The following is a 23,216-nucleotide window of genomic DNA, read 5'->3' as shown; positions in this document are numbered from 1 at the left end:
TGTGGAGGCCTGTCAGGCCACTGGCGCGGGTGGTGGCTCATCCGGCAGGGTCGGCACACCAGGCTCGGTAGGTTGTTCCGGGGTATCGGGGTCAGGCTGGCCAGGGATGCCGCCGGCGGCGGGGTCGGCCATCAGGGACCAGGCCAGAACACCAATCTGGTTGGGTTCAAGCCGGGCAAGTTCGGCGCTGATTCGCGGGTCGATCTTCATAGGGTACTCCTCAAGCGTGGCTCGGCGCGCTGTGCACGCGCCGAGGCAGTACTCCCAATAGAGTGCCTGCCCGCTGACAAATTCCCTTGCCCTGTAAGACGTTTCGATCAGGTGCGTGGCAGGGTGACGCCGCGCTGGCCCTGGTACTTGCCGCCACGGTCTTTATAGGACACTTCGCACTCTTCGTCGGATTCGAAGAACAGCATCTGTGCGACGCCTTCATTGGCGTAGATCTTGGCCGGCAAGGTGGTGGTGTTGGAAAACTCCAGGGTCACGTGGCCTTCCCATTCCGGCTCAAGCGGAGTCACGTTGACGATAATGCCGCAGCGCGCGTAGGTGCTCTTGCCCAGGCAGATGGTCAGCACATTGCGCGGAATACGGAAGAACTCGACAGTGCGCGCCAGGGCAAAGGAGTTTGGCGGGATGATGCACACGTCGCTCTTCACATCGACGAAACTCTTTTCATCGAAATTTTTCGGATCGACGGTGGCCGAGTTGATGTTGGTGAACACCTTGAACTCATCGGCGCAACGCACATCGTAGCCATAGCTGGAAACCCCGAACGAAATCAGGCGCTCGGCGCCCTCTCCGCGCATCTGGCGCTCGACGAAGGGTTCGATCATGCCGTGCTCTTGCGCCATGCGGCGAATCCACTTGTCCGATTTGATGCTCATGGCGGGTGTCCTGAATAGCGAGGTGGAAAATTCTGTTGGGCATCTTACCGGGGCTGGCCTCGCGGTTCAAAGGACGCGGGGGTTTTTCTTGATTAAGTTGCGCCCGATCACTGTCAGCCGTATGGGGCGGGCCCTGCCCCTGAATTAAAGGGCCGCAGGCCTGTAAAAGGCACCGCCAGTCACGAAAATAGAGAAACCTTCGGAAATACCATTGGCACGTTCCGGAAAAAGGGTTAAGGTGGCGCCACTGTGCTGCTTGTGTCACTGAGAATCTCTACACGATATGTTGAATTTCGATCCAACCATCTCCAAGAATTTTTCCTGCTCTTTGCACTCAGTCTCGGCCAGGGCTTTTCCTGAGTCGCAGTTAACTTTGTCCAAGGAGATACACCATGTCTAATCGCCAAACTGGTACCGTTAAGTGGTTCAACGATGAAAAAGGCTTCGGCTTCATCACTCCACAATCCGGTGACGACCTGTTCGTTCACTTCAAAGCTATCCAATCCGACGGCTTCAAAAGCCTGAAAGAAGGCCAACAGGTTTCTTTCATCGCTACCCGCGGTCAGAAAGGCATGCAAGCTGAAGAAGTTCAAGTTATCTAACTTGTACTGACTTAGTCGAAAGAACCCCGCCCTTAAAAGCGGGGTTTTTTTATGCCTGGAATTTGATGCTGCCCTTGCCAGCGAGAGCCGCCCTCAAGGTCGCCATCGTCGGCAAGCCGGGCTCCCACAACGCAAAACGCCCGGTGCATTCCCATGCACCGGGCGTTCTCATAGCTACCTTACAAGCCGTTACTGAAACAACGACTCACTCGACAAGCCATTCTTCTCCAGGATCTCCCGCAAACGCTTGAGACCCTCAACCTGGATCTGCCGCACCCGCTCGCGGGTCAAGCCGATCTCCAGGCCAACATCCTCCAGGGTACTGCTCTCATGGCCACGTAGACCGAAGCGGCGAATCACCACTTCGCGCTGCTTGTCCGTCAGCTCCGAAAGCCATTGGTCGATGCTCTGCGACAAGTCATCGTCCTGCAACAGCTCACACGGATCCGTTGGTCGGTCATCCGTCAGGGTGTCCAGCAGGGTTTTATCGGAATCCGGACCCAGCGAGACATCGACCGAAGACACACGCTCATTAAGACCCAGCATGCGCTTGACCTCTCCCACCGGTTTTTCCAGCAGGTTGGCGATCTCTTCAGGCGATGGTTCATGATCCAGCTTTTGAGTGAGCTCACGTGCTGCCCGCAGGTACACGTTAAGCTCCTTGACGACATGAATCGGCAACCGGATGGTCCGGGTCTGATTCATGATTGCCCGTTCGATGGTCTGGCGAATCCACCAGGTAGCGTAGGTCGAGAAGCGAAAACCCCGCTCGGGGTCAAACTTCTCCACTGCCCGGATCAGGCCGAGGTTGCCCTCTTCGATCAAGTCCAACAGGGACAGCCCACGATTGACATAGCGTCGGGCGATTTTCACCACCAGTCGCAGATTGCTTTCAATCATGCGCTTGCGCCCAGCAGGATCACCCTTTTGCGACAGTCGCGCAAAATGGACTTCTTCTTCGGGAGTGAGCAAGGGGGAAAAGCCGATTTCATTGAGATACAACTGGGTCGCATCGAGCGCCCGGGTGTAATCAATGTACTTATGCTGTTTTAACGCTGTGGAGTTTTTGGACTTGGTACGAACTGAAGGTACAGCGGGTCCCTCATTCGACATCGAATCCGCACCGATGCCGGTCTCCATAAGGAGAACCTCATCGTCGATGTCAAACTCCGGCGCTTCTTTACTGAGAGCCATTGTTATAGTCCTTTGGTGAGTTCGACCTCAAGCTCAAGCGACGCCTTTATCCTTGGCAACGCTGGAGCCTGTTCCTTCTACGTGAGGGAACAGGCTGACAACACATCAACGCCGGGGTAGGAATTGCAGTGGATCTACAGGCTTACCTTGGCGGCGAATCTCAAAGTGCAGTTTCACCCGGTCTGTACCAGTTGACCCCATCTCGGCAATTGTCTGTCCGACTTTGACTTGCTGCCCCTCCCGAACCAACAACCTGCGGTTATGACCGTAGGCACTGACGTAGGTATCGCTGTGTTTGATGATGACCAATTCGCCGTAGCCCCGTAAACCACTCCCGGCGTATACAACAGTCCCATCAGACGCAGCTAAAACAGGCTGTCCCAAATCCCCGGCGATATCAATGCCTTTATTCAAACTACCGTTTGAAGAGAATTTTCCAATAAGAATGCCATTTGAGGGCCATCCCCAACCCTTCGGCGCAGGCCCCACAGGTGGCAACGGCGCGGGTGCCGGCTTCCTCGCAGCCGCCGGCGCAGCGGTGCCTGCAGGCCGGGTGAAGACCGTCGTCTTGCTGGAAGAAGAAGCCGAGGAACCGGATTTTGTCACAACTGCCGTGGGTGCCGAACCCGTGCGCCCATCGAAACGTATCGTTTGCCCCGGATGTATCGTATAGGGCACCGGGATGTTGTTCCGCGCGGCCAGCGCCTTGTAATCCCAACCATAACGGAAGGCGATCGAGAACATAGTATCGCCCTTGCGCACCACGTACTGCCCGGTGGTCACCGTAGGCCGCTGCGGTGCCGCGCTATTGCGGTCGACGACCCGTGCCCCGCCGCCTGTGTTGGAACAGGCAGCCAACAAGGAACTCAAGACAAGGCCAATCACCAGTCGCTGAAAGCTCGTTTTACTCATACGCTGCGCAATGACTGTGAGACTCACCCGCCGCTCCCTTTGTGGTGGCTGAAACATGAACGCCTGTATCAGGCTTGAAATATGTCGCCAGTATAACTGGCTGCCGGACTTTAACCGGCAACAAGGTAGAAACGAAAAATTCATCTCGTTAAGTAACTACCCAACTTGATGTTGACTCAATGAACCCCGCTGTAAGACACATACCCGGCAATAGAATTCAGTGCGCCGTCATAAATGATCAGGCCAGCGGCCCATTAAGTAACGGCACAAAACGCACTGCCCCCAGGACATGCCGCGAAAAACCTTCTTCTTCGCGCACAATCAACATCAGTTGCTGCACTTCACCCGACCCGACCGGAATCACCAGGCGCCCACCCGGGGCCAGTTGGTCGAGAAGCGCCTGAGGCACATCCGTGGCCACGGCCGTCACGATGATGCCGTTATAGGGCGCCAATGCCGGCCAGCCCTCCCAGCCGTCCCCCCAGCGAAACACCACATTGCGCAGGTTCAATTCCACCAGGCGCTCCTTGGCCCGGTCCTGCAGGACCTTGATCCGCTCGACGGAAAACACCCGCTCCACCAACTGCGAGAGCACGGCGGTCTGGTAGCCGGAGCCGGTGCCGATTTCCAGCACTTTGTCCAGCGGACCCGCCGCCAGCAGCAGCTCGCTCATGCGCGCCACCATGTAGGGCTGGGAGATGGTCTGGTTATGGCCAATGGGCAGCGCGGTGTCTTCATAGGCGCGATGGGCCAGGGCCTCATCGACAAACAGATGACGCGGGGTACGACGGATGACTTCCAACACCTGGGCGTTGGACAGCCCCTCTTCGTAGAGCCGCTGGATCAATCGCTCACGGGTGCGCTGGGAGGTCATGCCGATGCCACGGCGCAACAGGTCGTCCTGTTCACGAGCCATCAGCGCAGCCCCTCCAGCCAGGGATCGAGACCACCGAAGGCATCATTGAAGGTGCGATCAAGTTGTAACGGGGTAATCGAAACATAACCTTGCATCACCGCATGAAAGTCCGTGCCCGGCCCGCCATCCTCGGCGTCGCCCGCTGCAGCAATCCAGTAGCCTTCCCTGCCACGGGGATCGACCACTTTCAGCGGTGCCGCGGCGCGGGCGCGATGGCCCAGGCGGGTCAACTGGATACCGCGAATATGGTCCAGGGGCAGGTTGGGGATATTGACGTTGAGCACTGTACGTGGCGGCAGCACCAGGGTGTCGTGGGCCTCCACCAGTTTGCGCGCGAAGTACGCGGCGGTCGCCAGGTTATCCACCTGGCGCGACGCCAACGAAAAGGCAAATGCCGTGCGTCCCAGGAAACGCCCTTCAAGGGCCGCCGCCACGGTGCCGGAGTACAACACGTCATCGCCCAGGTTGGCGCCCAGGTTGATCCCGGAAACCACTAAATCCGGCTCATCGACCAGCAAACTGTTGATCGCCAGGTGCACGCAATCGGTCGGCGTGCCATTTACGCTGATAAAGCCGTTGGCCAACGTTTGCGGGTGCAAAGGACGGTCGAGCGTCAGCGAACTGCTGGCGCCGCTTTTGTCCTGGTCCGGGGCAACCACCACGCACTCGGCGTAATCGGCCAGCGCAGCATGAAGCGCGGCAAGGCCGGGTGCGGTGACCCCGTCGTCGTTAGATATCAGAATACGCATGGGCTGTCCGTCTGCCCCACCGGCACCAGATCAACAAGCTCGCGCACCAAAACAGTGGCGAAGCATCCGGCCGGCAGGACGAATTCCAATTGCAGAATGTCAGTCTCGGGATAATGCCACGTCAACCCGCCAATGGGCAGTCGCAGAATGCGTCGCTCCTGACTCATGCCGGCTTTGGCCAGCCAATCGCACAGGTCTGCTTCGCTCGCTGCGACGGTTTGCTCCAGCGCATGGGTGGCGCCGCTGGCGGGCGATTCGCCTTCACCCCACTGCGGGCCGGTGGGATGCAGGTCGAGGATGGCCAGGCGCGGATCGCTGCACTCCGCCTCCCCGGCCGGGAAAAAGCTGCGGCTGTCGGTGAACGCCAGCAAGTCACCGACCTGGGCGCGCTGCCATGAACCATCGGCAACCCGCGCCGCCAGCACTTTATTGAACACAAAGCTGCGCGCGGTCGACAGCAGGCGCGAACGCACATTGCGCTGCTCCGGCAAGGCCTTGCGGGTCGCCCAGTCGCGGGCATCGACGACGTTGCCGCCGTTATGGCCAAACCGCTGGGCGCCGAAATAGTTGGGGATACCCTGTTGGGCGATCAGTTGCAGGCGCGCATCGATCGCGGCGTGGTCACCGACCAGTTGGGTCAGGCGCAGGGTAAAACCGTTGGCCGCATGGGCGCCACGCTGCAACTTGCGCTTGTGGCGGGCGGTCTTGAGGATCTTCAGGGTGTCGTTTTCCGCCGCGCTCAGGTCTGGATCGGCCTTGCCGGGCAGTTGCACGCTGAACCACTGGCGGGTCAGCGCCTGGCGATCCTTGAGGCCGGCATAGCTGACCGTGCGCAAGGGCACGCCGGCAGCCTTGGCAATGCGCCGCGCGGCCTCTTCGGTGTTCAGGCCACGCTTTTCCACCCACAGCCACAGGTGCTCGCCTTCGCCGGTCAGCGGGATATCCAGCACCTCGTCCACCTGGAAGTCCTCAGCCGTCGCCTTGAGTACCGCGCTGCCCAGTGCTTCACCATAGGCCCGCGGCCCCAACAGTTGCAGGTCGTTCATGCGCGCAGCAACAAGGCGACGGAGTGCACGGCGATGCCCTCTTCTCGACCGGTAAACCCGAGTTTTTCGGTGGTGGTGGCTTTCACGTTGACTTGATCCAGTTCTATTTGCAGATCGGCGGCAATCACTGCGCGCATCGACTCGATATGCGGGGCCATTTTGGGCGCCTGGGCGACGATGGTGTTATCGACATTACCGACCTTCCAGCCCTTGGCATGGATCAGGCCGACCACATGCCGCAGCAGCACGCGACTGTCCGCGCCCTTGAAGGTGGGATCGGTGTCCGGAAAGTGTTTACCGATATCCCCCAACGCCGCCGCGCCGAGCAAGGCATCGCTCAAGGCATGCAGCACAACGTCGCCGTCGGAATGAGCCAGCAACCCATGGTGGTGCGCAATGCGCACGCCGCCCAGGGTGATGAAGTCGCCTTCGGCGAAACGGTGCACATCATAGCCGTGGCCAATACGCATAAAAAAACGCCCCGAGTTAATTCAGGGCGTGATTCTACCTACTTTTGCCGGACATTAACCGAGCAAAGCACGTCCATGATGACGCAAGTGGTCCTCGATGAAGCTGGCGATAAAGAAGTAGCTGTGGTCATAACCCGGCTGCAGGCGCAGCTCCAGCGGATGGCCGGCGGCCTTGGCGGCTTGTTGCAAGGCCTCGGGCTTGAGCTGGGTGGCGAGGAAGTCGTCGCGATCGCCTTGGTCCACCAGCAACGGCAGTTTTTCCGAGGCTTCGCTGATCAGCACGCAGGCATCCCATTCGCGCCACTTCGAACGCTCTTCCCCCAGGTAGCGGGAAAAAGCCTTCTGCCCCCAAGGGCAATCCATCGGATTGTTGATCGGCGAGAACGCCGACACCGACTGGTAGCGCCCAGGATTGCGCAAGGCACACACCAGCGCACCGTGGCCGCCCATGGAGTGCCCGCTGATGCCACGCTTGTCGGAAGCCGGGAAATGCGCTTCAACCAACGCCGGCAATTCCTGCACTACATAGTCATGCATCCGATAGTGCTTGCTCCACGGCTCTTGCGTGGCATTCAAGTAAAACCCGGCACCCAGGCCAAAATCCCAGGCATTCTCCGGATCGCCCGGTACACCCGGCCCACGGGGGCTGGTGTCCGGCGCGACGATGATTATTCCCAGTTCGGCCGCCATACGTTGCGCGCCGGCCTTTTGCATGAAGTTCTCATCGGTGCAGGTCAGCCCCGACAGCCAGTACAGCACCGGCAACTTGCCGCCCTGCTCCGCCTGGGGTGGCAGGTAGACGGCGAAGGTCATGTCGCAGTCCAGCACATCGGAATGATGTTTGTAACGCTTATGCCAGCCGCCGAAGCTCTTCTGGCATGACAGGTTTTGCAGACTCATGGCCGACCTCAGAAATGGATGACGGTACGAATGCTCTTGCCTTCATGCATCAGGTCGAACGCCTTATTGATATCTTCCAGGCCCATGGTGTGGGTGATGAAGGTATCCAACGGGATTTCGCCGCTCTGGGCCATTTCCACGTAGCTTGGCAACTCGCTGCGGCCACGCACGCCACCGAAGGCCGAACCGCGCCAGACGCGACCGGTCACCAGCTGGAAGGGACGGGTGGAAATTTCCTGGCCGGCCCCGGCGACACCGATGATCACCGACTCGCCCCAACCTTTGTGGCAGCACTCCAGGGCCGCGCGCATCAGTTGGACATTGCCGATGCACTCGAAGGAAAAGTCCACGCCACCGTCGGTCAAATCGACGATAACGTCCTGGATCGGCCGGTCGTAGTCTTTCGGGTTGATGCAGTCGGTGGCGCCCAGTTGCTTGGCGATTTCAAACTTGGCCGGGTTGATGTCGATGGCGATGATACGGCCGGCCTTGGCCTTCACTGCACCGATCACAGCCGACAAGCCAATCCCGCCGAGGCCGAAGATGGCCACGGTATCGCCCGGCTTGACCTTGGCGGTGTTGATCACCGCACCAATACCGGTGGTGACGCCGCAGCCCAGCAGGCAGACTTTTTCCAGCGGAGCTTCTTTAGGAATCTTGGCCACGGAGATTTCCGGCAACACGGTGTATTCGGAAAAGGTCGAAGTACCCATGTAGTGGAAAATCGGCTGGCCCTTGTAGGAGAAGCGCGTAGTGCCGTCCGGCATCAGGCCTTTGCCCTGGGTTGCGCGGATGGCCTGGCACAGGTTGGTCTTGCCCGACAGGCAGAACTTGCACTTGCCGCACTCCGGGGTGTACAGCGGGATCACGTGGTCACCCACGGCTACCGAGGTCACACCCTCGCCAATCGCTTCCACTACCGCACCGCCTTCATGGCCGAGGATCGACGGGAAAATACCCTCCGGATCGGCGCCCGACAGGGTGTAGGCATCGGTATGGCAAACCCCGGAGGCAACCACGCGCAGCAGGACTTCACCGGCCTTGGGCATGGCGACATCCACTTCCACGATCTCCAGTGGTTTCTTGGCTTCAAAGGCGACAGCGGCGCGTGACTTGATCATCCGGGTTTCTCCTGGGGCTTAAAAAGTAAGACGGGCAGTGTAAAACATGGCTCATTGATTAATAATCCAGGCAAAAGCAAAACATTATTGCTGTACTAGGATAATCACCATGCTTGAAAACCGCTGGGAAGGCATTGATGAGTTCGTCGCCGTGGCCGAGTGCAGCCAATTTACCGCGGCCGCCGAACGCCTGGGCGTGTCCTCGTCCCATATCAGCCGCCAGGTGGCACGCCTGGAAGAACGCCTGCAAACCCGCCTGCTCTATCGCAGCACCCGGCGCGTCACGCTGACCGAGGCCGGGCAGACCTTTCTGCAACATTGCCAACGCCTGCAAGACGGACGCGAAGAAGCCTTGCGCGCGGTGGGCGACCTGACCAGTGAACCCAAGGGTATGTTGCGCATGACCTGCGCCGTGGCTTATGGCGAACGTTTTATCGTGCCGTTGGTAACACGCTTCATGGGGCTTTATCCGCAATTGCGGGTGGATATTGAACTGAGCAACCGCCCCCTCGACCTGGTGCATGAAGGCCTGGACCTGGCGATTCGCCTGGGCCGCCTGCAGGATTCACGAATGGTCGCCAGCCGCCTGGCGCCGAGACGCATGTATCTCTGTGCGTCGCCGTCCTACCTGGAGCGGTACGGGCGCCCCCATAGCTTGTCGGAACTGAGCCGGCATAACTGCCTGATCGGCAGTTCGGATATTTGGCAGCTGGCGCAGGACGGACGCGAATTTTCCCAGCGCGTGCAGGGAAACTGGCGCTGCAACAGTGGGCAAGCGGTGCTGGATGCGGCGTTGCAAGGGGTGGGGTTGTGCCAGTTGCCGGACTATTACGTGCTGGAGCACTTGCACAGCGGCGCGCTGGTTTCACTGCTTGAAGCCCATCAACCGCCGAATACGGCAGTGTGGGCGCTGTATCCGCAACAGCGGCATTTATCGCCAAAGGTGCGCAAGTTGGTGGAGTTCTTGAAGGAGGGGTTGGCTGGGCGGCCGGAGTATGGCGGGTGATCTGGGGTGCCTGGCCTGGCCTCATCGCAGGCAAGCCAGCTCCCACACCTGACCGCGTATCTCTGTTGGAATGCGGTCAGGTATGGGAGCTGGATTGCCTGCGATGAAGTCACCTCGGTCCAGCAGCCTACCGGCGATTAGCCCACCGCAACCTAAGCCACTCCAGATCCTCCGGCCGCGTCACCTTGATATTGTCCGCACGCCCTTCCACCAAACGTGGCGCCTGGCCAGACCACTCCATGGCCGAGGCTTCATCGGTGATGAGCGCATCAGCCACCAGGCTATCGGCCAACGCGCGGTGCAAGGCGCCGAGGCGGAACATTTGCGGGGTGTAGGCTTGCCAGATCAGGCTACGGTCAATGGTTTCCACCACCCGCCCCCGCTTGTCGACACGCTTGAGGGTGTCGCGGGCCGGTACGGCGAGCAAGCCACCCACCGGGTCGTCCGCCAACTGCGCCAATAACGTGTCGAGGTCTTCGCGGCTCAGGTTCGGCCGCGCAGCATCGTGCACCAGCACCCAGTCGTCATCGCCGGCGCCCAGGGCATTGAGTTGCAACAGTGCATTGAGCACCGAGCCTGAGCGCTCTGCCCCGCCGTCCGCACGTTGGATACGCGGGTCGGCAGCACACGCCAGGTTGGGCCAGTAAGGATCATCGACCGCCAGACTGACCACCAGCCCCTTGAGGCTCGGATGGTCGAGAAAACAGCCAAGGCTGTGTTCGAGAATAGTGCGCCCGCCCAACTGCAAATACTGCTTGGGACGGTCCGCGGCCATACGGGCACCGACGCCCGCGGCAGGAATCACGGCCCAGAAGGCCGGCAAACAGGCGCTCATTGGGCCAACTGGTAGAGGGTTTCGCCCTCCTTGACCATGCCCAATTCATGACGAGCCCGCTCTTCAACGGTCTCCATGCCTTTTTTCAACTCAAGCACTTCGGCATCGAGCACACGGTTGCGCTCCAGCAACACCTCGTTCTCGGCGTGCTGCGCGGCAATTTGCTGGGTCAGGTCGGTCACCTGCGCCAGACTGCCATTGCCCACCCAAAGGCGGTACTGCAGGCCAGCCAGCAGCAAGAGCAGGACGAGGAACAACCAATTGGGACTGCGCATCGAATATCGGGTATCCAGTGAAAAAAGACAGCCATGCAAAACTTTTGAAGCAACTGATAGCACGAAGCCTGGAAGACCCAGGCTTGTGCTTGATAGGCATCAGATTAGTGCGCAAATTCACTCTACAGCGAGTTTTCCGACACAATCCTTTGTCTTTTTACCATCAACTACTCAGCCGCGAAACTCGCCACGACCGTTGTATTTGGCTTTTCCGCCCAGTTGCTCTTCGATACGCAGCAATTGGTTGTACTTGGAAACGCGGTCGGAACGGCACAGGGAACCGGTTTTGATCTGGCCCGCCGAGGTGCCCACAGCCAGGTCGGCAATGGTCGAATCTTCGGTTTCGCCGGAGCGGTGGGAGATCACGGCGGTGTAGCCCGCAGCCTTGGCCATCTGGATGGCTTCCAGGGTTTCGGTCAGGGTGCCGATCTGGTTGAACTTGATCAGGATCGAGTTGGCGATCTTCTTGTCGATGCCTTCTTTCAGGATCTTGGTGTTGGTCACGAACAGGTCGTCACCGACCAGTTGGATCTTCTCGCCGATCTTGTCGGTAAGGATTTTCCAACCGTCCCAGTCAGACTCGTCCAGGCCGTCTTCGATCGAGATGATCGGGTAGCGCTGGGTCAGGCCCTTCAGGTATTCCGCGAAACCTTCGGAGTTGAACACCTGGCCTTCGCCGGACAGGTTGTACTTGCCATCTTCGTAGAACTCACTGGCCGCGCAGTCCAGGGCCAGGGTCACGTCGGTGCCCAGCTTGTAGCCAGCGTTGGCCACGGCTTCGGAGATCACTTTCAGTGCATCTTCGTTGGACGCCAGGTTCGGTGCAAAACCACCTTCGTCACCCACTGCTGTGCTCAGGCCACGGGCCTTCAGTACCGCTTTGAGGTGATGGAAAATCTCGGTACCCATGCGCAGGCCTTCGGAGAAGGTCTTGGCGCCCACTGGCTGCACCATGAATTCCTGGATATCGACGTTGTTGTCTGCGTGCTCGCCACCGTTGATGATGTTCATCATTGGGACTGGCATCGAGTACACGCCCGGAGTGCCGTTCAGATTGGCAATGTGCGCGTACAGCGGCAGGTCCTGGTCCTGGGCGGCAGCCTTGGCAGCTGCCAGGGATACAGCGAGGATCGCATTGGCGCCGAGGCTGCCTTTGTTTTCAGTGCCGTCGAGCTTGATCATCGCGTGATCGAGGGCTTTCTGGTCCAGCGGGTCCTTGCCCAGCAACAGGTCGCGGATCGGACCGTTGATGTTGGCTACTGCCTTGAGGACACCCTTGCCCAGGTAACGGCTCTTGTCGCCATCACGCAGTTCCAGCGCTTCGCGCGAACCGGTGGAAGCACCGGACGGCGCGCAGGCGCTGCCGATGATGCCGTTATCGAGAAGCACGTCGGCTTCGACGGTGGGGTTGCCACGGGAGTCGAGAACTTCACGACCTTTGATGTCGACGATTTTTGCCATTGTTGTAAACACTCCAAAGTTGACGAAAACGACGCAGCTGAAGGAAATCTTTTGACCGACCGCAAGGGTGGAACAACGGGGCAGGCTTGCAGACGACAAGACTCAGGCCCGGGGGCCTGAGCATAAAGCGCGGAAAGTTTACCGGAGAAACGCGGGTTACGCGGTCTCTACCGTCGGAAAACTCTTGACCAGTTCGTCCAATTGCTTGAGTTGGGCCAGGAATGGCTCCAGCTTGTCCAGGCGCAGAGCGCAAGGACCGTCGCACTTGGCGTTGTCCGGATCCGGGTGGGCTTCCAGGAACAGGCCTGCCAGGGACTGGCTGATACCGGCCTTGGCCAGATCCAGTACCTGGGCACGTCGGCCACCGGCGGAATCGGCTCGACCACCAGGCATTTGCAGCGCATGGGTCACGTCGAAGAACACCGGGTATTCGAACTGTTTCATGATGCCGAAACCAAGCATGTCCACCACGAGGTTGTTGTAGCCGAAGCTCGAACCACGCTCGCAGAGGATCAACTGGTCATTACCCGCTTCCACGCACTTGTTCAGGATGTGTTTCATCTCCTGGGGCGCGAGGAACTGGGCTTTCTTGATATTGATCACAGCGCCGGTCTTGGCCATCGCGACGACCAGGTCGGTCTGGCGCGACAGGAAGGCCGGCAACTGGATGATGTCGCATACCTCGGCGACCACACCAGCCTGTTCAGGCTCGTGGACGTCGGTGATGATCGGCACGCCGAAGGCTTGCTTGATGTCCTGGAAGATCCGCATGCCTTCTTCAAGGCCCGGGCCGCGATAGGAGGTCACGGACGAACGGTTCGCCTTGTCGAAGCTGGCCTTGAATACATAAGGGATACCCAATTTCTCGGTAACCTTTACGTACTCTTCACAGACCTGCATCGCCATGTCGCGGCTTTCCAGCACGTTCATGCCGCCAAACAGCACCATGGGCTTGTCGTTGGCAATTTCGATGTCGCCTACGCGAATGATCTTCTGGGCCATCAGGTTTACGCCTTCTTCTGATGTTGCGTCAGTGCTGCTTTAACGAAACCGCTGAACAACGGGTGACCGTCGCGCGGCGTCGAAGTGAACTCAGGGTGGAACTGGCAAGCGACGAACCATGGATGATCCGGGGCTTCGACCACTTCAACCAGCTTGCCATCACCGGAGCGACCGGAGATTTTCAGGCCAGCCGCTTTGATCTGCGGCAGCAGGTTGTTGTTCACTTCGTAACGGTGACGGTGACGCTCGACGATCACGTCCTTGCCGTAGCAGTCGTGCACCAGCGAGCCGGACTCCAGCAGGCAATCCTGTGCGCCAAGGCGCATGGTGCCGCCCAGGTCGGAGCTTTCGGTACGGGTTTCGACAGCGCCGGTGGCATCTTCCCACTCGGTGATCAGGCCCACGACCGGGTGGCCGCTGGTGTGATCGAACTCGGTGGAGTTGGCGTCTTTCCAGCCCAGCACGTTACGAGCGAACTCGATAACGGCCACTTGCATGCCCAGGCAGATACCCAGGTAAGGCACCTTGTTCTCACGAGCGTACTGCACGGCAGTGATCTTGCCTTCCACGCCACGCAGGCCGAAACCGCCTGGCACGAGGATCGCATCCACACCTTCGAGCAGCGCGGTGCCCTGGTTTTCGATGTCTTCGGAGTCGATGTAGCGCAGGTTGACCTTGGTACGGTTGCTGATGCCCGCGTGGCTCATCGCTTCGATCAGCGACTTGTACGCGTCCAGCAGCTCCATGTACTTGCCAACCATGGCGATGGTGACTTCGTGCTCAGGGTTGAGCTTGGCGTCAACCACCGCTTCCCACTCGGACAGGTCCGCGCCATTGCACTGCAGGCCGAAACGCTCGACCACAAAATCATCCAGGCCCTGGGAATGCAGGATGCCTGGGATCTTGTAGATGGTATCGGCGTCTTCCAGGGCAATCACCGCACGTTCTTCAACGTTGGTGAACTGGGCGATCTTGCGACGCGAGGAAATGTCGATCGGGTGATCGGAGCGGCATACCAGCACGTCCGGCTGCAGGCCGATGGAACGCAGTTCCTTGACCGAGTGCTGGGTAGGCTTGGTTTTGGTTTCGCCAGCGGTGGCGATGTACGGCACCAGGGTCAGGTGCATCAGCATCGCGCGCTTGGCGCCGACTTCGAAACGCAACTGGCGGATGGCTTCGAGGAACGGTTGGGATTCGATGTCACCCACGGTGCCACCGATCTCGACCATCGCCACGTCGGCATCGCCTGCACCCTTGATGATGCGGCGCTTGATTTCGTCGGTGATGTGCGGGATCACCTGGATGGTTGCACCCAGGTAGTCACCACGGCGCTCCTTGCGCAGCACGTGCTCGTAGACACGGCCGGTGGTGAAGTTGTTGTTCTGGGTCATGGTCGTGCGGATGAACCGCTCGTAGTGGCCCAGGTCCAGGTCGGTCTCGGCGCCGTCGTGGGTGACGAACACTTCACCGTGCTGGAACGGGCTCATGGTGCCCGGGTCGACGTTGATGTACGGGTCCAGCTTGAGCATGGTGACCTTAAGTCCCCGCGCCTCCAGGATGGCCGCCAACGAAGCGGAGGCAATGCCTTTCCCCAATGAAGAAACAACACCGCCCGTGACGAATATGTAGCGCGTCATGAAAAACCCTAGAAGTCTGCGTTAAAGCGGTCGGAGCCGCCGGGGAAAGCGAAGGAAGGCCGAAGCCCCCGATCACCTGCATTAATCACAGTGCACCTTTCAAAAAAACCGCCGCGTTGTGACAGACCAGCAATGGAACACCGGTACGTTGATCGCTACACATTTTTTGGAATCGCCCAGCAAAGACTGCTTGGTAATCGGCAACAACTGTGTTTCAGGAGAATCCACAGAAGTTGTATCAAGAAGGGAGCGTAGTCTACCGGAAAGGCGCTATCAGCTCAAACCTTGATCGCAGGTTGGTGGCGCCCAATGTAATTGCCAGTCATCCCCCTGCCCTGTCGAGGCCCCTGCCAGGTTGGCCACGGCCACCAGACGGCTGCCCTGGTACAGCAGCGGCAATCTGCCACGGATAAAGCCCGGTACAGCCGTTTCGTTGAGCAGACGCTTGAGGTCGCGCCGGCCACGGCCGGGCACGTCCATGACTTCACCGCCCTGGCGGTAGCGGATGCTCAAAGGGCCTTCAGGGGCATGCCCGCTGAAATACAACTGCCCGTTGCCAGGTAACTGTAGTGGGTTTTGCGGGTGCGACCAGCTCAAAGGACTGTCGGAAAACTCTGACCAATTGGTAGGTATCCACCAGATACGATCGTTGCAACGCTGCAATTGGCCGTCAGCCAAACGCCACACCGGCTGCGCGTCCTCCTTGGCATCGCGCAAGGCGCTCCAACCAACCCAATGTTCGCTGTCGGGCATCGCCGTCAACGGCGCCAGCCAATAGCGCAGGACGTTGCGCTGCCGAGCGTCGGAAAGATCGCGCAGTGGCGCAAGTGCCAACGATGGCAGCGCCAGCCAGGGAAACGCCGACGGCAGTTGAGCGGCCTGCATATCCAGTTGCGCCAACTCATCGAGCAGCTCCTGGGCCTGCGCCAGATGCCCGGCAGTACGGGCCAGGCTATTCACGGCCTGGGGCCAGCGCGCCGTAAGTACGGGAAACACATGATGGCGCAGGTAATTCCGGGAAAAGCGTGGGTCGCCGTTGGAGGGGTCTTCGATCCAGCTCAACTGCTGCTCGCGGGCGTAAGTTTCCAGTTCGGCTCGCGACACCTCCAGCAGCGGCCGCATCAGGTGCCCCCCACCCAAAGATCGCTGGGCGGGCATGCCGGTGAGGCCCCGCACTCCCGCGCCCCGCAGCAGGCGAAACAGCAAGGTCTCGGCCTGATCGTCACGGTGCTGGCCAGTGAGTAGCAACTCACCTGGGCCGATTGCCTCGGCGAACGCCTGGTAGCGCGCGTCACGGGCCGCACGCTCCAGGCTTGCACCCGATGGCACCTGCACACGCATGACCCGCAGCGGCACACCGGCGGCATCACAGACCGCCTGGCAATGGGCTGGCCACGCGTCGGCCGCAACCTGGAGGCCGTGGTGAACATGGATAGCCTGCAGTGGCGGCAAGGATTGGGTTTTTGCCAGATCGGCAAGGAGGTGCAGCAGAACCGTGGAGTCGAGTCCGCCGGAGTAGGCGATCTGCCAGGCCGGGGCGTCGCGCCAGGGGGCCAGGGTTTGCAGGAGTTTGGCGGTTAGAGTTGGTTTCATCGCACGTTACCGCCGCAAAACTGGAATACGTTAGCCAAGCATATACAACGCCAATGTGGGAACGGGCTTGCCCGCGACAGCGGTGTACCAGTCAACCCATCTGGCACTGACACATTGCTATCGCGGGCAAGCCCGCTCCCACAGGGTAATGCAGTAGCTTAGAGACCGTAGCTCATCAGGCGCTCGTAACGACGGGCCAGCAGCGCCTCGTTGTCGAATTTCTTGAGCATGTCCAACTGCGCGCAGAGTTCGGCGCGGATGGTGGCCGATGCGGCCGCCGGGTCGCGGTGGGCGCCGCCCAGGGGTTCGGCAATCACTTTGTCGACGATACCCAGGCCTTTCAGGCGATCAGCGGTGATCCCCATGGCTTCGGCAGCATCCGGGGCCTTTTCTGCGGTTTTCCACAGGATCGAGGCGCAGCCTTCCGGCGAGATCACCGCATAGGTGGAGTATTGCAGCATGTTCAGTTGGTCGCAGACGCCAATGGCCAGCGCACCACCGGAACCGCCTTCACCGATCACGGTAGCGATGATCGGGGTTTTCAGACGCGCCATCACGCGCAGGTTCCAGGCAATCGCTTCGCTCTGGTTGCGCTCTTCAGCGTCGATGCCTGGGTAGGCGCCAGGGGTGTCGATAAAAGTCAGGATCGGCATTTTGAAACGTTCAGCCATTTCCATCAGGCGGCAGGCCTTGCGGTAGCCTTCCGGACGCGGCATGCCGAAGTTGCGACGCACTTTCTCACGCACTTCACGGCCTTTCTGGTGACCGATCACCATCACTGGCTGGTCATCCAGGCGAGCAATGCCGCCGACAATCGCCGCGTCATCGGAGAAGTGGCGGTCGCCATGCAGCTCGTCGAATTCGGTGAAGATGTGGTCGATGTAGTCCAGGGTGTACGGACGGCGCGGGTGGCGGGCCAGGCGCGCGATCTGCCAACTGGTCAGCTTGCCGAAGATGTCTTCGGTGAGCGTCTTGCTCTTGTCTTGCAGGCGGGAGATTTCATCGCCGATATTCAGCGAATTGTCATTGCCGACCAGGCGCAGCTCTTCGATCTTGGCTTGCAGGTCAGCGATCGGCTGTTCGAAATCAAGAAAATTCGGGTTCATAAGCGTCCGTCTTGGGTCGACGGCCAGGGAGTGCCTGGCCAGCCGGTTGTCTATTCGCGCCCTACCTTAAGGGAGAGGCGCGTCAAGGTCGAGATTAAATGTCGAGTCGAGGTCAGGGGTACAAGGGCAGCCCTGACCGTCAACGGTATTGGAGGAAGACGTTGTCACGCCCGAACTGGTCACGCAATGCTTGAATCAAGCCATCAGCCGGGTCAATTCGCCACGTCTCGCCAAACTGCAACATCGCCTTGGCATCGCTGCCGGTGTACTCCATGGTCACCGGGCACGCACCACGGTGACGTTTGAGCAGATCCCCCAGCCAGCGTAGCTGATCGCCCTTGAGCGCTTCGGTTTTCACCTTCAGGCGCAGGCTTTCGGCCAGGTTGGTGCGGGCATCTTCCATGCTCATTACGCGTTTGATCCGCAGGCGCAGGCCGCCGGAGAAGTCATCGTTGCTGACCTCGCCCTCCACCACCACCATCGCGTCGGTCTGCAACAGCGACTGCGCGGAATGGAACGCATCGGCAAACAGCGACGCTTCGATACGCCCGGAGCGGTCGTCGAGGGTGATGAAACCCATCTTGTCGCCCTTTTTGTTCTTCATTACCCGCAGGGCAATGATCATCCCGGCCACGGTCTGGGTATCGCGCGCCGGTTTCAGGTCGATGATGCGCTGGCGGGCAAAACGCCGGATTTCGCCCTCATATTCGTCAATCGGGTGGCCGGTGAGGTACAGGCCCAGGGTGTCTTTTTCACCCTTGAGGCGTTCCTTGAGGGTCAGCTCCTTGGCCTTACGGTGGTTAGCGTACACATCGGCATCTTCTTCGACGAACAACCCGCCAAACAGGTCGGCATGCCCACTGTCATGGGTGCGGGCGGTTTGTTCAGCGGCCTTGATCGCTTCTTCCATGGCGGTCAGCAGTACCGCGCGGTTACGGTCGATATTGGCCTGGTAGGCCTTCGACTCGTCATGGAAGTACGGACCAAGACGGTCAAGTGCGCCGCTGCGGATCAGGCCATCGAGGGTACGTTTGTTGATGCGCTTGAGGTCGACCCGGGCGCAGAAGTCGAACAGGTCCTTGAACGGACCGTCCTGGCGCGCCTCGGTAATCGCCTCAACCGGGCCTTCGCCCACGCCCTTGATCGCGCCCAGGCCATAGATGATGCGACCTTCGTCGTTCACCGTGAACTTGAACTCCGAGGCGTTCACGTCCGGCGCGTCGAGGCGCAGCTTCATGGTCCGCACTTCTTCGATCAAGGTCACGACCTTGTCGGTGTTGTGCATATCCGCCGACAGCACCGCCGCCATGAACGGCGCCGGGTAGTGGGCCTTAAGCCAGGCAGTCTGGTATGACACCAGGCCGTAGGCGGCGGAGTGGGATTTGTTGAAACCATAACCGGCGAACTTTTCCACCAGGTCAAAGATGTTACCGGCCAGGTCGGCGTCGATATTGTTGGTGGCGCAACCCTCAATGAAGCCGCCGCGCTGCTTGGCCATTTCCTCGGGTTTTTTCTTACCCATGGCCCGGCGCAGCATGTCCGCACCACCAAGGGTGTAGCCGGCCATGACCTGGGCGATCTGCATCACCTGTTCCTGATACAGGATGATGCCGTAGGTCGGTGCCAGTACCGGCTTGAGGCCTTCGTACTGGTAGTCGGAGTGCGGGTAAGCCAGTTCGGCGCGCCCGTGCTTCCGGTTGATAAAGTCGTCCACCATGCCCGATTGCAGCGGGCCCGGACGGAACAGGGCCACCAGTGCGATCAAGTCTTCCAGGCAGTCGGGCTTGAGCTTTTTGATCAGCTCCTTCATGCCGCGGGATTCAAGCTGGAACACCGCAGTGGTTTCGGCTTTTTGCAGCAGCGCGTAGGTAGGTTTGTCGTCCAGTGGGATAAAAGCGATATCCAGCGGCGCTTCATCCACCTTGGCGCGTTCACGGTTGATGGTCTTGAGCGCCCAGTCGATGATCGTCAGGGTACGCAGGCCGAGGAAGTCGAACTTCACCAGGCCGGCCGCCTCCACGTCATCCTTGTCGAACTGGGTTACCAGGCCATCGCCTTCTTCGTCGCAATAGATCGGCGAAAAGTCTGTCAGCTTGGTCGGCGCGATTACCACGCCACCGGCGTGCTTACCAACGTTACGCACCACGCCTTCGAGCTTGCGCGCCATGTCCCAGATTTCGGCGGCTTCTTCATCGACCTTGATGAAGTCGCGCAGGATTTCTTCCTGCTCGTAGGCCTTTTCCAGGGTCATGCCGACTTCAAAGGGGATCATCTTCGACAGACGATCCGCCAGGCCGTAGGACTTGCCCTGCACCCGCGCCACGTCACGAATTACCGCCTTGGCCGCCATGGAACCAAAGGTGATGATCTGGCTTACAGCGTTACGGCCATATTTCTCGGCCACATATTCGATGACACGGTCGCGACCATCCATGCAGAAGTCGACGTCGAAGTCGGGCATCGATACCCGTTCCGGGTTCAGGAACCGTTCGAACAGCAGGTCATATTCCAGCGGGTCGAGGTCGGTGATCTTCTGCACATAAGCCACCAGCGAGCCGGCACCCGACCCCCGGCCAGGGCCCACCGGCACGCCGTTGCTTTTGGCCCACTGGATAAAGTCCATTACGATCAGGAAGTAACCGGGGAACCCCATCTGGATAATGATATCCAGCTCGAAGTTCAGCCGGTCGACATACACCTGGCGCTTGGCCTCGTAGTCTTCGGTGGTGTCCTTGGGCAGCAGGACGGAAAGACGCTCTTCCAGGCCATCGAACGACACCTTGCGGAAATACTCGTCGATGGTCATGCCATCGGGAATCGGGAAGTTGGGCAAAAAGTGTTTGCCCAGCTTCACTTCGATATTGCAGCGCTTGGCAATTTCGACGGAGTTTTCCAGGGCCTCGGGCAAGTCGCTGAACAGCTCAGCCATTTCCTCGGCGCTTTTGAGGTACTGCTCTTCGCTGTAGTTCTTCGAGCGACGCGGATCGTCCAGCGCCCGGCCTTCGCCGATACACACGCGGGTTTCGTGGGCCTCGAAGTCTTCCTTCTTGATAAAACGCACATCGTTGGTGGCGACCAGCGGCGCACCCAGCTTTTCGGCCAGGGCCACGGCAGCGTGCAGGTGCTCTTCGTCGTTGGGGCGATTGGTGCGCTGAACTTCCAGGTAGAAGCGGTCAGGGAACACCGCCATCCACTCCCGGGCGAGCACTTCTGCCTCCTGGGGATTGCCGCCCAGCAAGGCGAGGCCGACCTCCCCTTCCTTGGCAGCCGACAGCATAATCAGCCCTTCGCTGGCCTCGGCTACCCATTCGCGCTCGATGATGATCGAGCCGTTGCGCTGGCCGTCGATAAAACCGCGGGAAATCAGTTCAGTCAGGTTGCGATAACCCACGCCGTTCATCGCCAACAGGCTGATGCGACTCAAGGCGTTATCGGGGTCTTTGTTGGACAGCCACAAGTCGGCGCCGCAGATCGGCTTGATGCCGGCGCCCATGGCGCTCTTGTAGAACTTGACCAGGGAGCACATGTTGTTCTGGTCGGTCACCGCCACGGCCGGCATATTCATGCCCACCAGGGTTTTGACCAGCGGTTTGATCCGTACCAGGCCGTCGACCAGGGAGTATTCAGTGTGCAGGCGCAGGTGAACGAATGAAGCCGGCATAGTGATCCTGTCTAGATACGTGTGAAAACAACAAGGCCCGGATTGTACCGGGCCTTGAGTAAAACATCAGCCTGCGCCTAAAGCTCGACCAGGCTTTCGCGCACCTCATAAGCCTGGCGTACCGGGGCAAACGAGCGGCGGTGGATCGGCGTCGGGCCCAATCGAGCCAGGGCTTCCAGATGAACGGGCGTCGGGTAGCCTTTATGGCCGCCTATGCCATAGCCCGGATAGATCAATTCGAACGCCGCCATCTCACGGTCACGACTGACCTTGGCCAGGATGGAGGCGGCGGCAATTGCCGGCACCTTACTATCACCCTTGACCACCGCCTCGGCCGGCATCGCCAGCTTCGGGCAGCGATTGCCGTCGATCATCGCCAGCTTGGGGGTGATGTGCAGGCCCTCGACGGCGCGCTGCATGGCCAGCATCGTGGCATGCAGGATGTTCAGTTCGTCGATTTCTTCGACTTCGGCCCGGGCGATATGCCAGCTGAGGGCTTTTTCGCAAATTTCATCAAAAAGCTTTTCACGACGGGCTTCGGTGAGCTTCTTCGAGTCGTTGAGACCGAGGATCGGACGATTCGGATCAAGAATCACCGCCGCCGTGACCACCGCGCCGCACAACGGGCCGCGCCCTACTTCATCGACACCGGCGACCAGTTCGTGGGTTTGGGCGACCAGGCTGAAATCCAGGCCCATTTGCGTCTTCATAGGGTTTCCTGCTGGCGGCCGATCAAGGTCAACACGGCGTCTGCGGCCTGGTTCGACGCATCACGGCGCAAGGTACGGTGAATTTCGTCAAAGCCGCGGGTCTGCTCTTCGCCACCATCGATCAACGGCAGAATGGTCTGGGCCAAGGCCTCGGGGGTAGCAGCGTCCTGCAGCAACTCCGGCACCAACAACCGCTGGGCCAGCAGGTTGGGCAAGGAGATGTACGGGCTTTTGACCATGCGCTTGAGAATCCAGTAGGTCAGCGGCGCCAGGCGATAGGCCACAACCATCGGCCGCTTGTAGAGCAAAGCCTCCAGCGTGGCAGTACCGGAGGCGATCAACACCGCATCACAGGCCGCCAGGGCAAGGTGCGAACCACCGTCGAGCAGGGTCAACGGCAGGTCACGTCCTACCAGCAAGGCCTCGATCTGTGCACGCCGTTGCGGGCTGGCGCACGGCAGTACAAACCGCACCCCGGGCTTCAAGGCCAGCAGACGCTCGGCCGCATCGAAAAACAGTGCGCCCAGGCGCCCGACTTCACCGCCACGGCTACCGGGCATCAACGCCACCAGCGGCCCCTCGGGCAGGCCCAACTCGGCGCGGGCGGCGGCGCGATCAGCCTGCAGCGGGATGGTATCGGCAAGGGTGTGGCCGACAAACCTGACCGGCACGCCCTTCTCTTCGTAGAACCGCGCCTCGAAAGGCAGCAGGGTCAGCATCAGGTCGCAGCCTTCGCGGATCTTCAGCACACGCTTCTGCCGCCACGCCCATACGGACGGGCTGACGTAATGCACGGTCTTGATCCCGGCCTGACGCAGTTTGAGTTCGATATTGAGGGTGAAGTCCGGTGCGTCGATACCGATAAAGACGTCCGGTTTTTCTGCGATCAGGGTCTGGATCAGCAGTTTGCGCCGAGCCAGCAGCTCGCGCAGGCGCCCCAGCACTTCCACCAGCCCCATGACCGACAAACGCTCCATGGGAAAGTAGGAAGTCAGGCCTTCGGCCTGCATCAGCGGGCCGCCGACCCCAATGAATTCAACGGCTGGATGCTGCGCCTTGATGGCGCGCATCAGGCCAGCGCCGAGGATATCGCCGGAAGCTTCTCCGGCCACCAATGCAATACGCAGCGTGGCCAT

At 60.0% G+C, this 23,216-nt stretch carries 22 protein-coding genes; 2 read left to right on the top strand and 20 right to left on the bottom strand.

Annotated elements, in window-relative coordinates; translation table 11 throughout:
- Window positions 1-12 precede the first annotated feature (12 nt).
- Together HU773_RS06865 and dcd are read right to left on the bottom strand one after the other, a co-directional pair.
- Window positions 13-210, bottom strand: coding sequence for a hypothetical protein (locus tag HU773_RS06865; protein WP_029297182.1), 198 nt, complete (start codon window positions 208-210; stop codon window positions 13-15).
- Between the two features lie 107 nt (window positions 211-317).
- Window positions 318-884 carry a dCTP deaminase gene (dcd, locus tag HU773_RS06860; protein WP_003219273.1) on the bottom strand — a complete coding sequence of 189 codons (567 nt, stop codon included), beginning with the start codon at window positions 882-884 and terminating at the stop codon, window positions 318-320.
- 392 nt (window positions 885-1,276) lie between these two features.
- On the opposite strand from dcd, the gene HU773_RS06855 reads away from it, so the two are divergent.
- A complete protein-coding gene (locus HU773_RS06855) occupies window positions 1,277-1,486 on the top strand; it encodes a cold-shock protein (RefSeq protein WP_002554837.1) in 210 nt (69 codons plus the stop codon).
- A gap of 189 nt (window positions 1,487-1,675) precedes the next feature.
- On the opposite strand, the gene rpoS is transcribed toward HU773_RS06855, so the two are convergent.
- The 8 genes from rpoS to HU773_RS06815 form a co-directional block, all read right to left on the bottom strand.
- On the bottom strand, window positions 1,676-2,680 hold the full coding sequence (gene rpoS, locus HU773_RS06850) for an RNA polymerase sigma factor RpoS (RefSeq protein ID WP_186625578.1): 1,005 nt from the start codon (window positions 2,678-2,680) through the stop codon (window positions 1,676-1,678).
- A gap of 105 nt (window positions 2,681-2,785) precedes the next feature.
- Window positions 2,786-3,619: a peptidoglycan DD-metalloendopeptidase family protein gene (locus HU773_RS06845; protein WP_057958708.1), complete on the bottom strand. Its 834-nt coding sequence runs from the start codon at window positions 3,617-3,619 to the stop codon at window positions 2,786-2,788.
- A gap of 211 nt (window positions 3,620-3,830) precedes the next feature.
- Complete coding sequence (locus tag HU773_RS06840) at window positions 3,831-4,466, bottom strand: protein-L-isoaspartate(D-aspartate) O-methyltransferase (RefSeq protein ID WP_169865481.1); 636 nt, start codon at window positions 4,464-4,466, stop codon at window positions 3,831-3,833.
- Window positions 4,467-4,507: 41 nt separating this feature from the next.
- The gene (gene surE, locus HU773_RS06835) at window positions 4,508-5,257 is read right to left on the bottom strand and encodes a 5'/3'-nucleotidase SurE (protein ID WP_057958707.1); all 750 of its coding nucleotides are present in this window, start codon (window positions 5,255-5,257) and stop codon (window positions 4,508-4,510) included.
- The gene (gene truD / locus HU773_RS06830) at window positions 5,245-6,303 is read right to left on the bottom strand and encodes a tRNA pseudouridine(13) synthase TruD (protein ID WP_169990175.1); all 1,059 of its coding nucleotides are present in this window, start codon (window positions 6,301-6,303) and stop codon (window positions 5,245-5,247) included. Before truD ends, surE begins: the two co-directional genes overlap by 13 nt.
- Window positions 6,300-6,773 (bottom strand): 2-C-methyl-D-erythritol 2,4-cyclodiphosphate synthase, encoded by a 474-nt coding sequence (gene ispF, locus HU773_RS06825; protein ID WP_029297241.1) that lies wholly within the window; start codon window positions 6,771-6,773, stop codon window positions 6,300-6,302. Before ispF ends, truD begins: the two co-directional genes overlap by 4 nt.
- A 54-nt stretch (window positions 6,774-6,827) precedes the next feature.
- Window positions 6,828-7,673, bottom strand: coding sequence for an S-formylglutathione hydrolase (gene fghA, locus HU773_RS06820; RefSeq protein WP_057958705.1), 846 nt, complete (start codon window positions 7,671-7,673; stop codon window positions 6,828-6,830).
- A gap of 8 nt (window positions 7,674-7,681) precedes the next feature.
- A complete protein-coding gene (locus tag HU773_RS06815) occupies window positions 7,682-8,794 on the bottom strand; it encodes an S-(hydroxymethyl)glutathione dehydrogenase/class III alcohol dehydrogenase (RefSeq protein WP_057439887.1) in 1,113 nt (370 codons plus the stop codon).
- 109 nt (window positions 8,795-8,903) lie between these two features.
- On the opposite strand from HU773_RS06815, the gene HU773_RS06810 reads away from it, so the two are divergent.
- Window positions 8,904-9,800 (top strand): LysR substrate-binding domain-containing protein, encoded by an 897-nt coding sequence (locus HU773_RS06810; protein WP_038446476.1) that lies wholly within the window; start codon window positions 8,904-8,906, stop codon window positions 9,798-9,800.
- A 127-nt stretch (window positions 9,801-9,927) separates the two neighbouring features.
- Here HU773_RS06810 and ispD read toward each other — a convergent pair whose 3' ends face one another.
- From ispD to lpxB, 10 genes are all read right to left on the bottom strand, one after another.
- Window positions 9,928-10,635: a 2-C-methyl-D-erythritol 4-phosphate cytidylyltransferase gene (ispD, locus tag HU773_RS06805; protein WP_057958703.1), complete on the bottom strand. Its 708-nt coding sequence runs from the start codon at window positions 10,633-10,635 to the stop codon at window positions 9,928-9,930.
- Entirely contained in the window at window positions 10,632-10,910 is a 279-nt protein-coding gene (ftsB, locus tag HU773_RS06800) for a cell division protein FtsB (RefSeq protein ID WP_029297251.1), read from the bottom strand. The genes ispD and ftsB overlap by 4 nt, the downstream gene beginning before the upstream one ends.
- A 171-nt stretch (window positions 10,911-11,081) precedes the next feature.
- Window positions 11,082-12,371: a phosphopyruvate hydratase gene (eno, locus tag HU773_RS06795; RefSeq protein WP_029297253.1), complete on the bottom strand. Its 1,290-nt coding sequence runs from the start codon at window positions 12,369-12,371 to the stop codon at window positions 11,082-11,084.
- A 156-nt stretch (window positions 12,372-12,527) separates the two neighbouring features.
- Window positions 12,528-13,373 (bottom strand): 3-deoxy-8-phosphooctulonate synthase, encoded by an 846-nt coding sequence (gene kdsA / locus HU773_RS06790; RefSeq protein WP_057439889.1) that lies wholly within the window; start codon window positions 13,371-13,373, stop codon window positions 12,528-12,530.
- 5 nt (window positions 13,374-13,378) lie between these two features.
- Window positions 13,379-15,010 carry a CTP synthase gene (gene pyrG / locus HU773_RS06785; protein ID WP_057439891.1) on the bottom strand — a complete coding sequence of 544 codons (1,632 nt, stop codon included), beginning with the start codon at window positions 15,008-15,010 and terminating at the stop codon, window positions 13,379-13,381.
- 273 nt (window positions 15,011-15,283) lie between these two features.
- Window positions 15,284-16,603, bottom strand: a complete 1,320-nt coding sequence (gene tilS, locus HU773_RS06780; protein WP_057958702.1) for a tRNA lysidine(34) synthetase TilS — start codon at window positions 16,601-16,603, stop codon at window positions 15,284-15,286.
- Window positions 16,604-16,761: 158 nt separating this feature from the next.
- Window positions 16,762-17,709 carry an acetyl-CoA carboxylase carboxyltransferase subunit alpha gene (locus tag HU773_RS06775; protein ID WP_029297260.1) on the bottom strand — a complete coding sequence of 316 codons (948 nt, stop codon included), beginning with the start codon at window positions 17,707-17,709 and terminating at the stop codon, window positions 16,762-16,764.
- A 139-nt stretch (window positions 17,710-17,848) separates the two neighbouring features.
- A complete protein-coding gene (dnaE, locus tag HU773_RS06770; RefSeq protein WP_057958701.1) occupies window positions 17,849-21,370 on the bottom strand; it encodes a DNA polymerase III subunit alpha in 3,522 nt (1,173 codons plus the stop codon).
- Window positions 21,371-21,447: 77 nt separating this feature from the next.
- A complete protein-coding gene (gene rnhB, locus HU773_RS06765) occupies window positions 21,448-22,080 on the bottom strand; it encodes a ribonuclease HII (RefSeq protein WP_057439893.1) in 633 nt (210 codons plus the stop codon).
- Window positions 22,077-23,216 (bottom strand): lipid-A-disaccharide synthase, encoded by a 1,140-nt coding sequence (gene lpxB, locus HU773_RS06760; RefSeq protein WP_128593468.1) that lies wholly within the window; start codon window positions 23,214-23,216, stop codon window positions 22,077-22,079. The genes rnhB and lpxB overlap by 4 nt, the downstream gene beginning before the upstream one ends.

Origin of the sequence: Pseudomonas shahriarae, assembly GCF_014268455.2 — a bacterium.
Lineage (GTDB): Bacteria > Pseudomonadota > Gammaproteobacteria > Pseudomonadales > Pseudomonadaceae > Aquipseudomonas > Aquipseudomonas shahriarae.
Note: the sequence above shows the minus strand (reverse complement) of the source record. Positions and strands in the feature narration are given on the sequence as shown.

Bases quoted from the DNA above. Each gene is read 5' to 3' on its own strand.
- HU773_RS06810 (WP_038446476.1), top strand. From the start codon at position 8,904: ATGCTTGAAAACCGCTGGGAAGGCATTGATGAGTTCGTCGCCGTGGCC.
- ftsB (WP_029297251.1), bottom strand. From the start codon at position 10,910: ATGCGCAGTCCCAATTGGTTGTTCCTCGTCCTGCTCTTGCTGCTGGCT.
- tilS (WP_057958702.1), bottom strand. From the start codon at position 16,603: ATGAAACCAACTCTAACCGCCAAACTCCTGCAAACCCTGGCCCCCTGG.
- kdsA (WP_057439889.1), bottom strand. From the start codon at position 13,373: ATGGCCCAGAAGATCATTCGCGTAGGCGACATCGAAATTGCCAACGAC.
- pyrG (WP_057439891.1), bottom strand. From the start codon at position 15,010: ATGACGCGCTACATATTCGTCACGGGCGGTGTTGTTTCTTCATTGGGG.
- HU773_RS06865 (WP_029297182.1), bottom strand. From the start codon at position 210: ATGAAGATCGACCCGCGAATCAGCGCCGAACTTGCCCGGCTTGAACCC.
- HU773_RS06775 (WP_029297260.1), bottom strand. From the start codon at position 17,709: ATGAACCCGAATTTTCTTGATTTCGAACAGCCGATCGCTGACCTGCAA.
- ispF (WP_029297241.1), bottom strand. From the start codon at position 6,773: ATGCGTATTGGCCACGGCTATGATGTGCACCGTTTCGCCGAAGGCGAC.
- ispD (WP_057958703.1), bottom strand. From the start codon at position 10,635: ATGAGCGCCTGTTTGCCGGCCTTCTGGGCCGTGATTCCTGCCGCGGGC.
- eno (WP_029297253.1), bottom strand. From the start codon at position 12,371: ATGGCAAAAATCGTCGACATCAAAGGTCGTGAAGTTCTCGACTCCCGT.
- rnhB (WP_057439893.1), bottom strand. From the start codon at position 22,080: ATGAAGACGCAAATGGGCCTGGATTTCAGCCTGGTCGCCCAAACCCAC.
- HU773_RS06855 (WP_002554837.1), top strand. From the start codon at position 1,277: ATGTCTAATCGCCAAACTGGTACCGTTAAGTGGTTCAACGATGAAAAA.
- HU773_RS06815 (WP_057439887.1), bottom strand. From the start codon at position 8,794: ATGATCAAGTCACGCGCCGCTGTCGCCTTTGAAGCCAAGAAACCACTG.
- surE (WP_057958707.1), bottom strand. From the start codon at position 5,257: ATGCGTATTCTGATATCTAACGACGACGGGGTCACCGCACCCGGCCTT.
- dnaE (WP_057958701.1), bottom strand. From the start codon at position 21,370: ATGCCGGCTTCATTCGTTCACCTGCGCCTGCACACTGAATACTCCCTG.
- HU773_RS06840 (WP_169865481.1), bottom strand. From the start codon at position 4,466: ATGACCTCCCAGCGCACCCGTGAGCGATTGATCCAGCGGCTCTACGAA.
- truD (WP_169990175.1), bottom strand. From the start codon at position 6,303: ATGAACGACCTGCAACTGTTGGGGCCGCGGGCCTATGGTGAAGCACTG.
- dcd (WP_003219273.1), bottom strand. From the start codon at position 884: ATGAGCATCAAATCGGACAAGTGGATTCGCCGCATGGCGCAAGAGCAC.
- fghA (WP_057958705.1), bottom strand. From the start codon at position 7,673: ATGAGTCTGCAAAACCTGTCATGCCAGAAGAGCTTCGGCGGCTGGCAT.
- rpoS (WP_186625578.1), bottom strand. From the start codon at position 2,680: ATGGCTCTCAGTAAAGAAGCGCCGGAGTTTGACATCGACGATGAGGTT.
- lpxB (WP_128593468.1), bottom strand. From the start codon at position 23,216: ATGGCCACGCTGCGTATTGCATTGGTGGCCGGAGAAGCTTCCGGCGAT.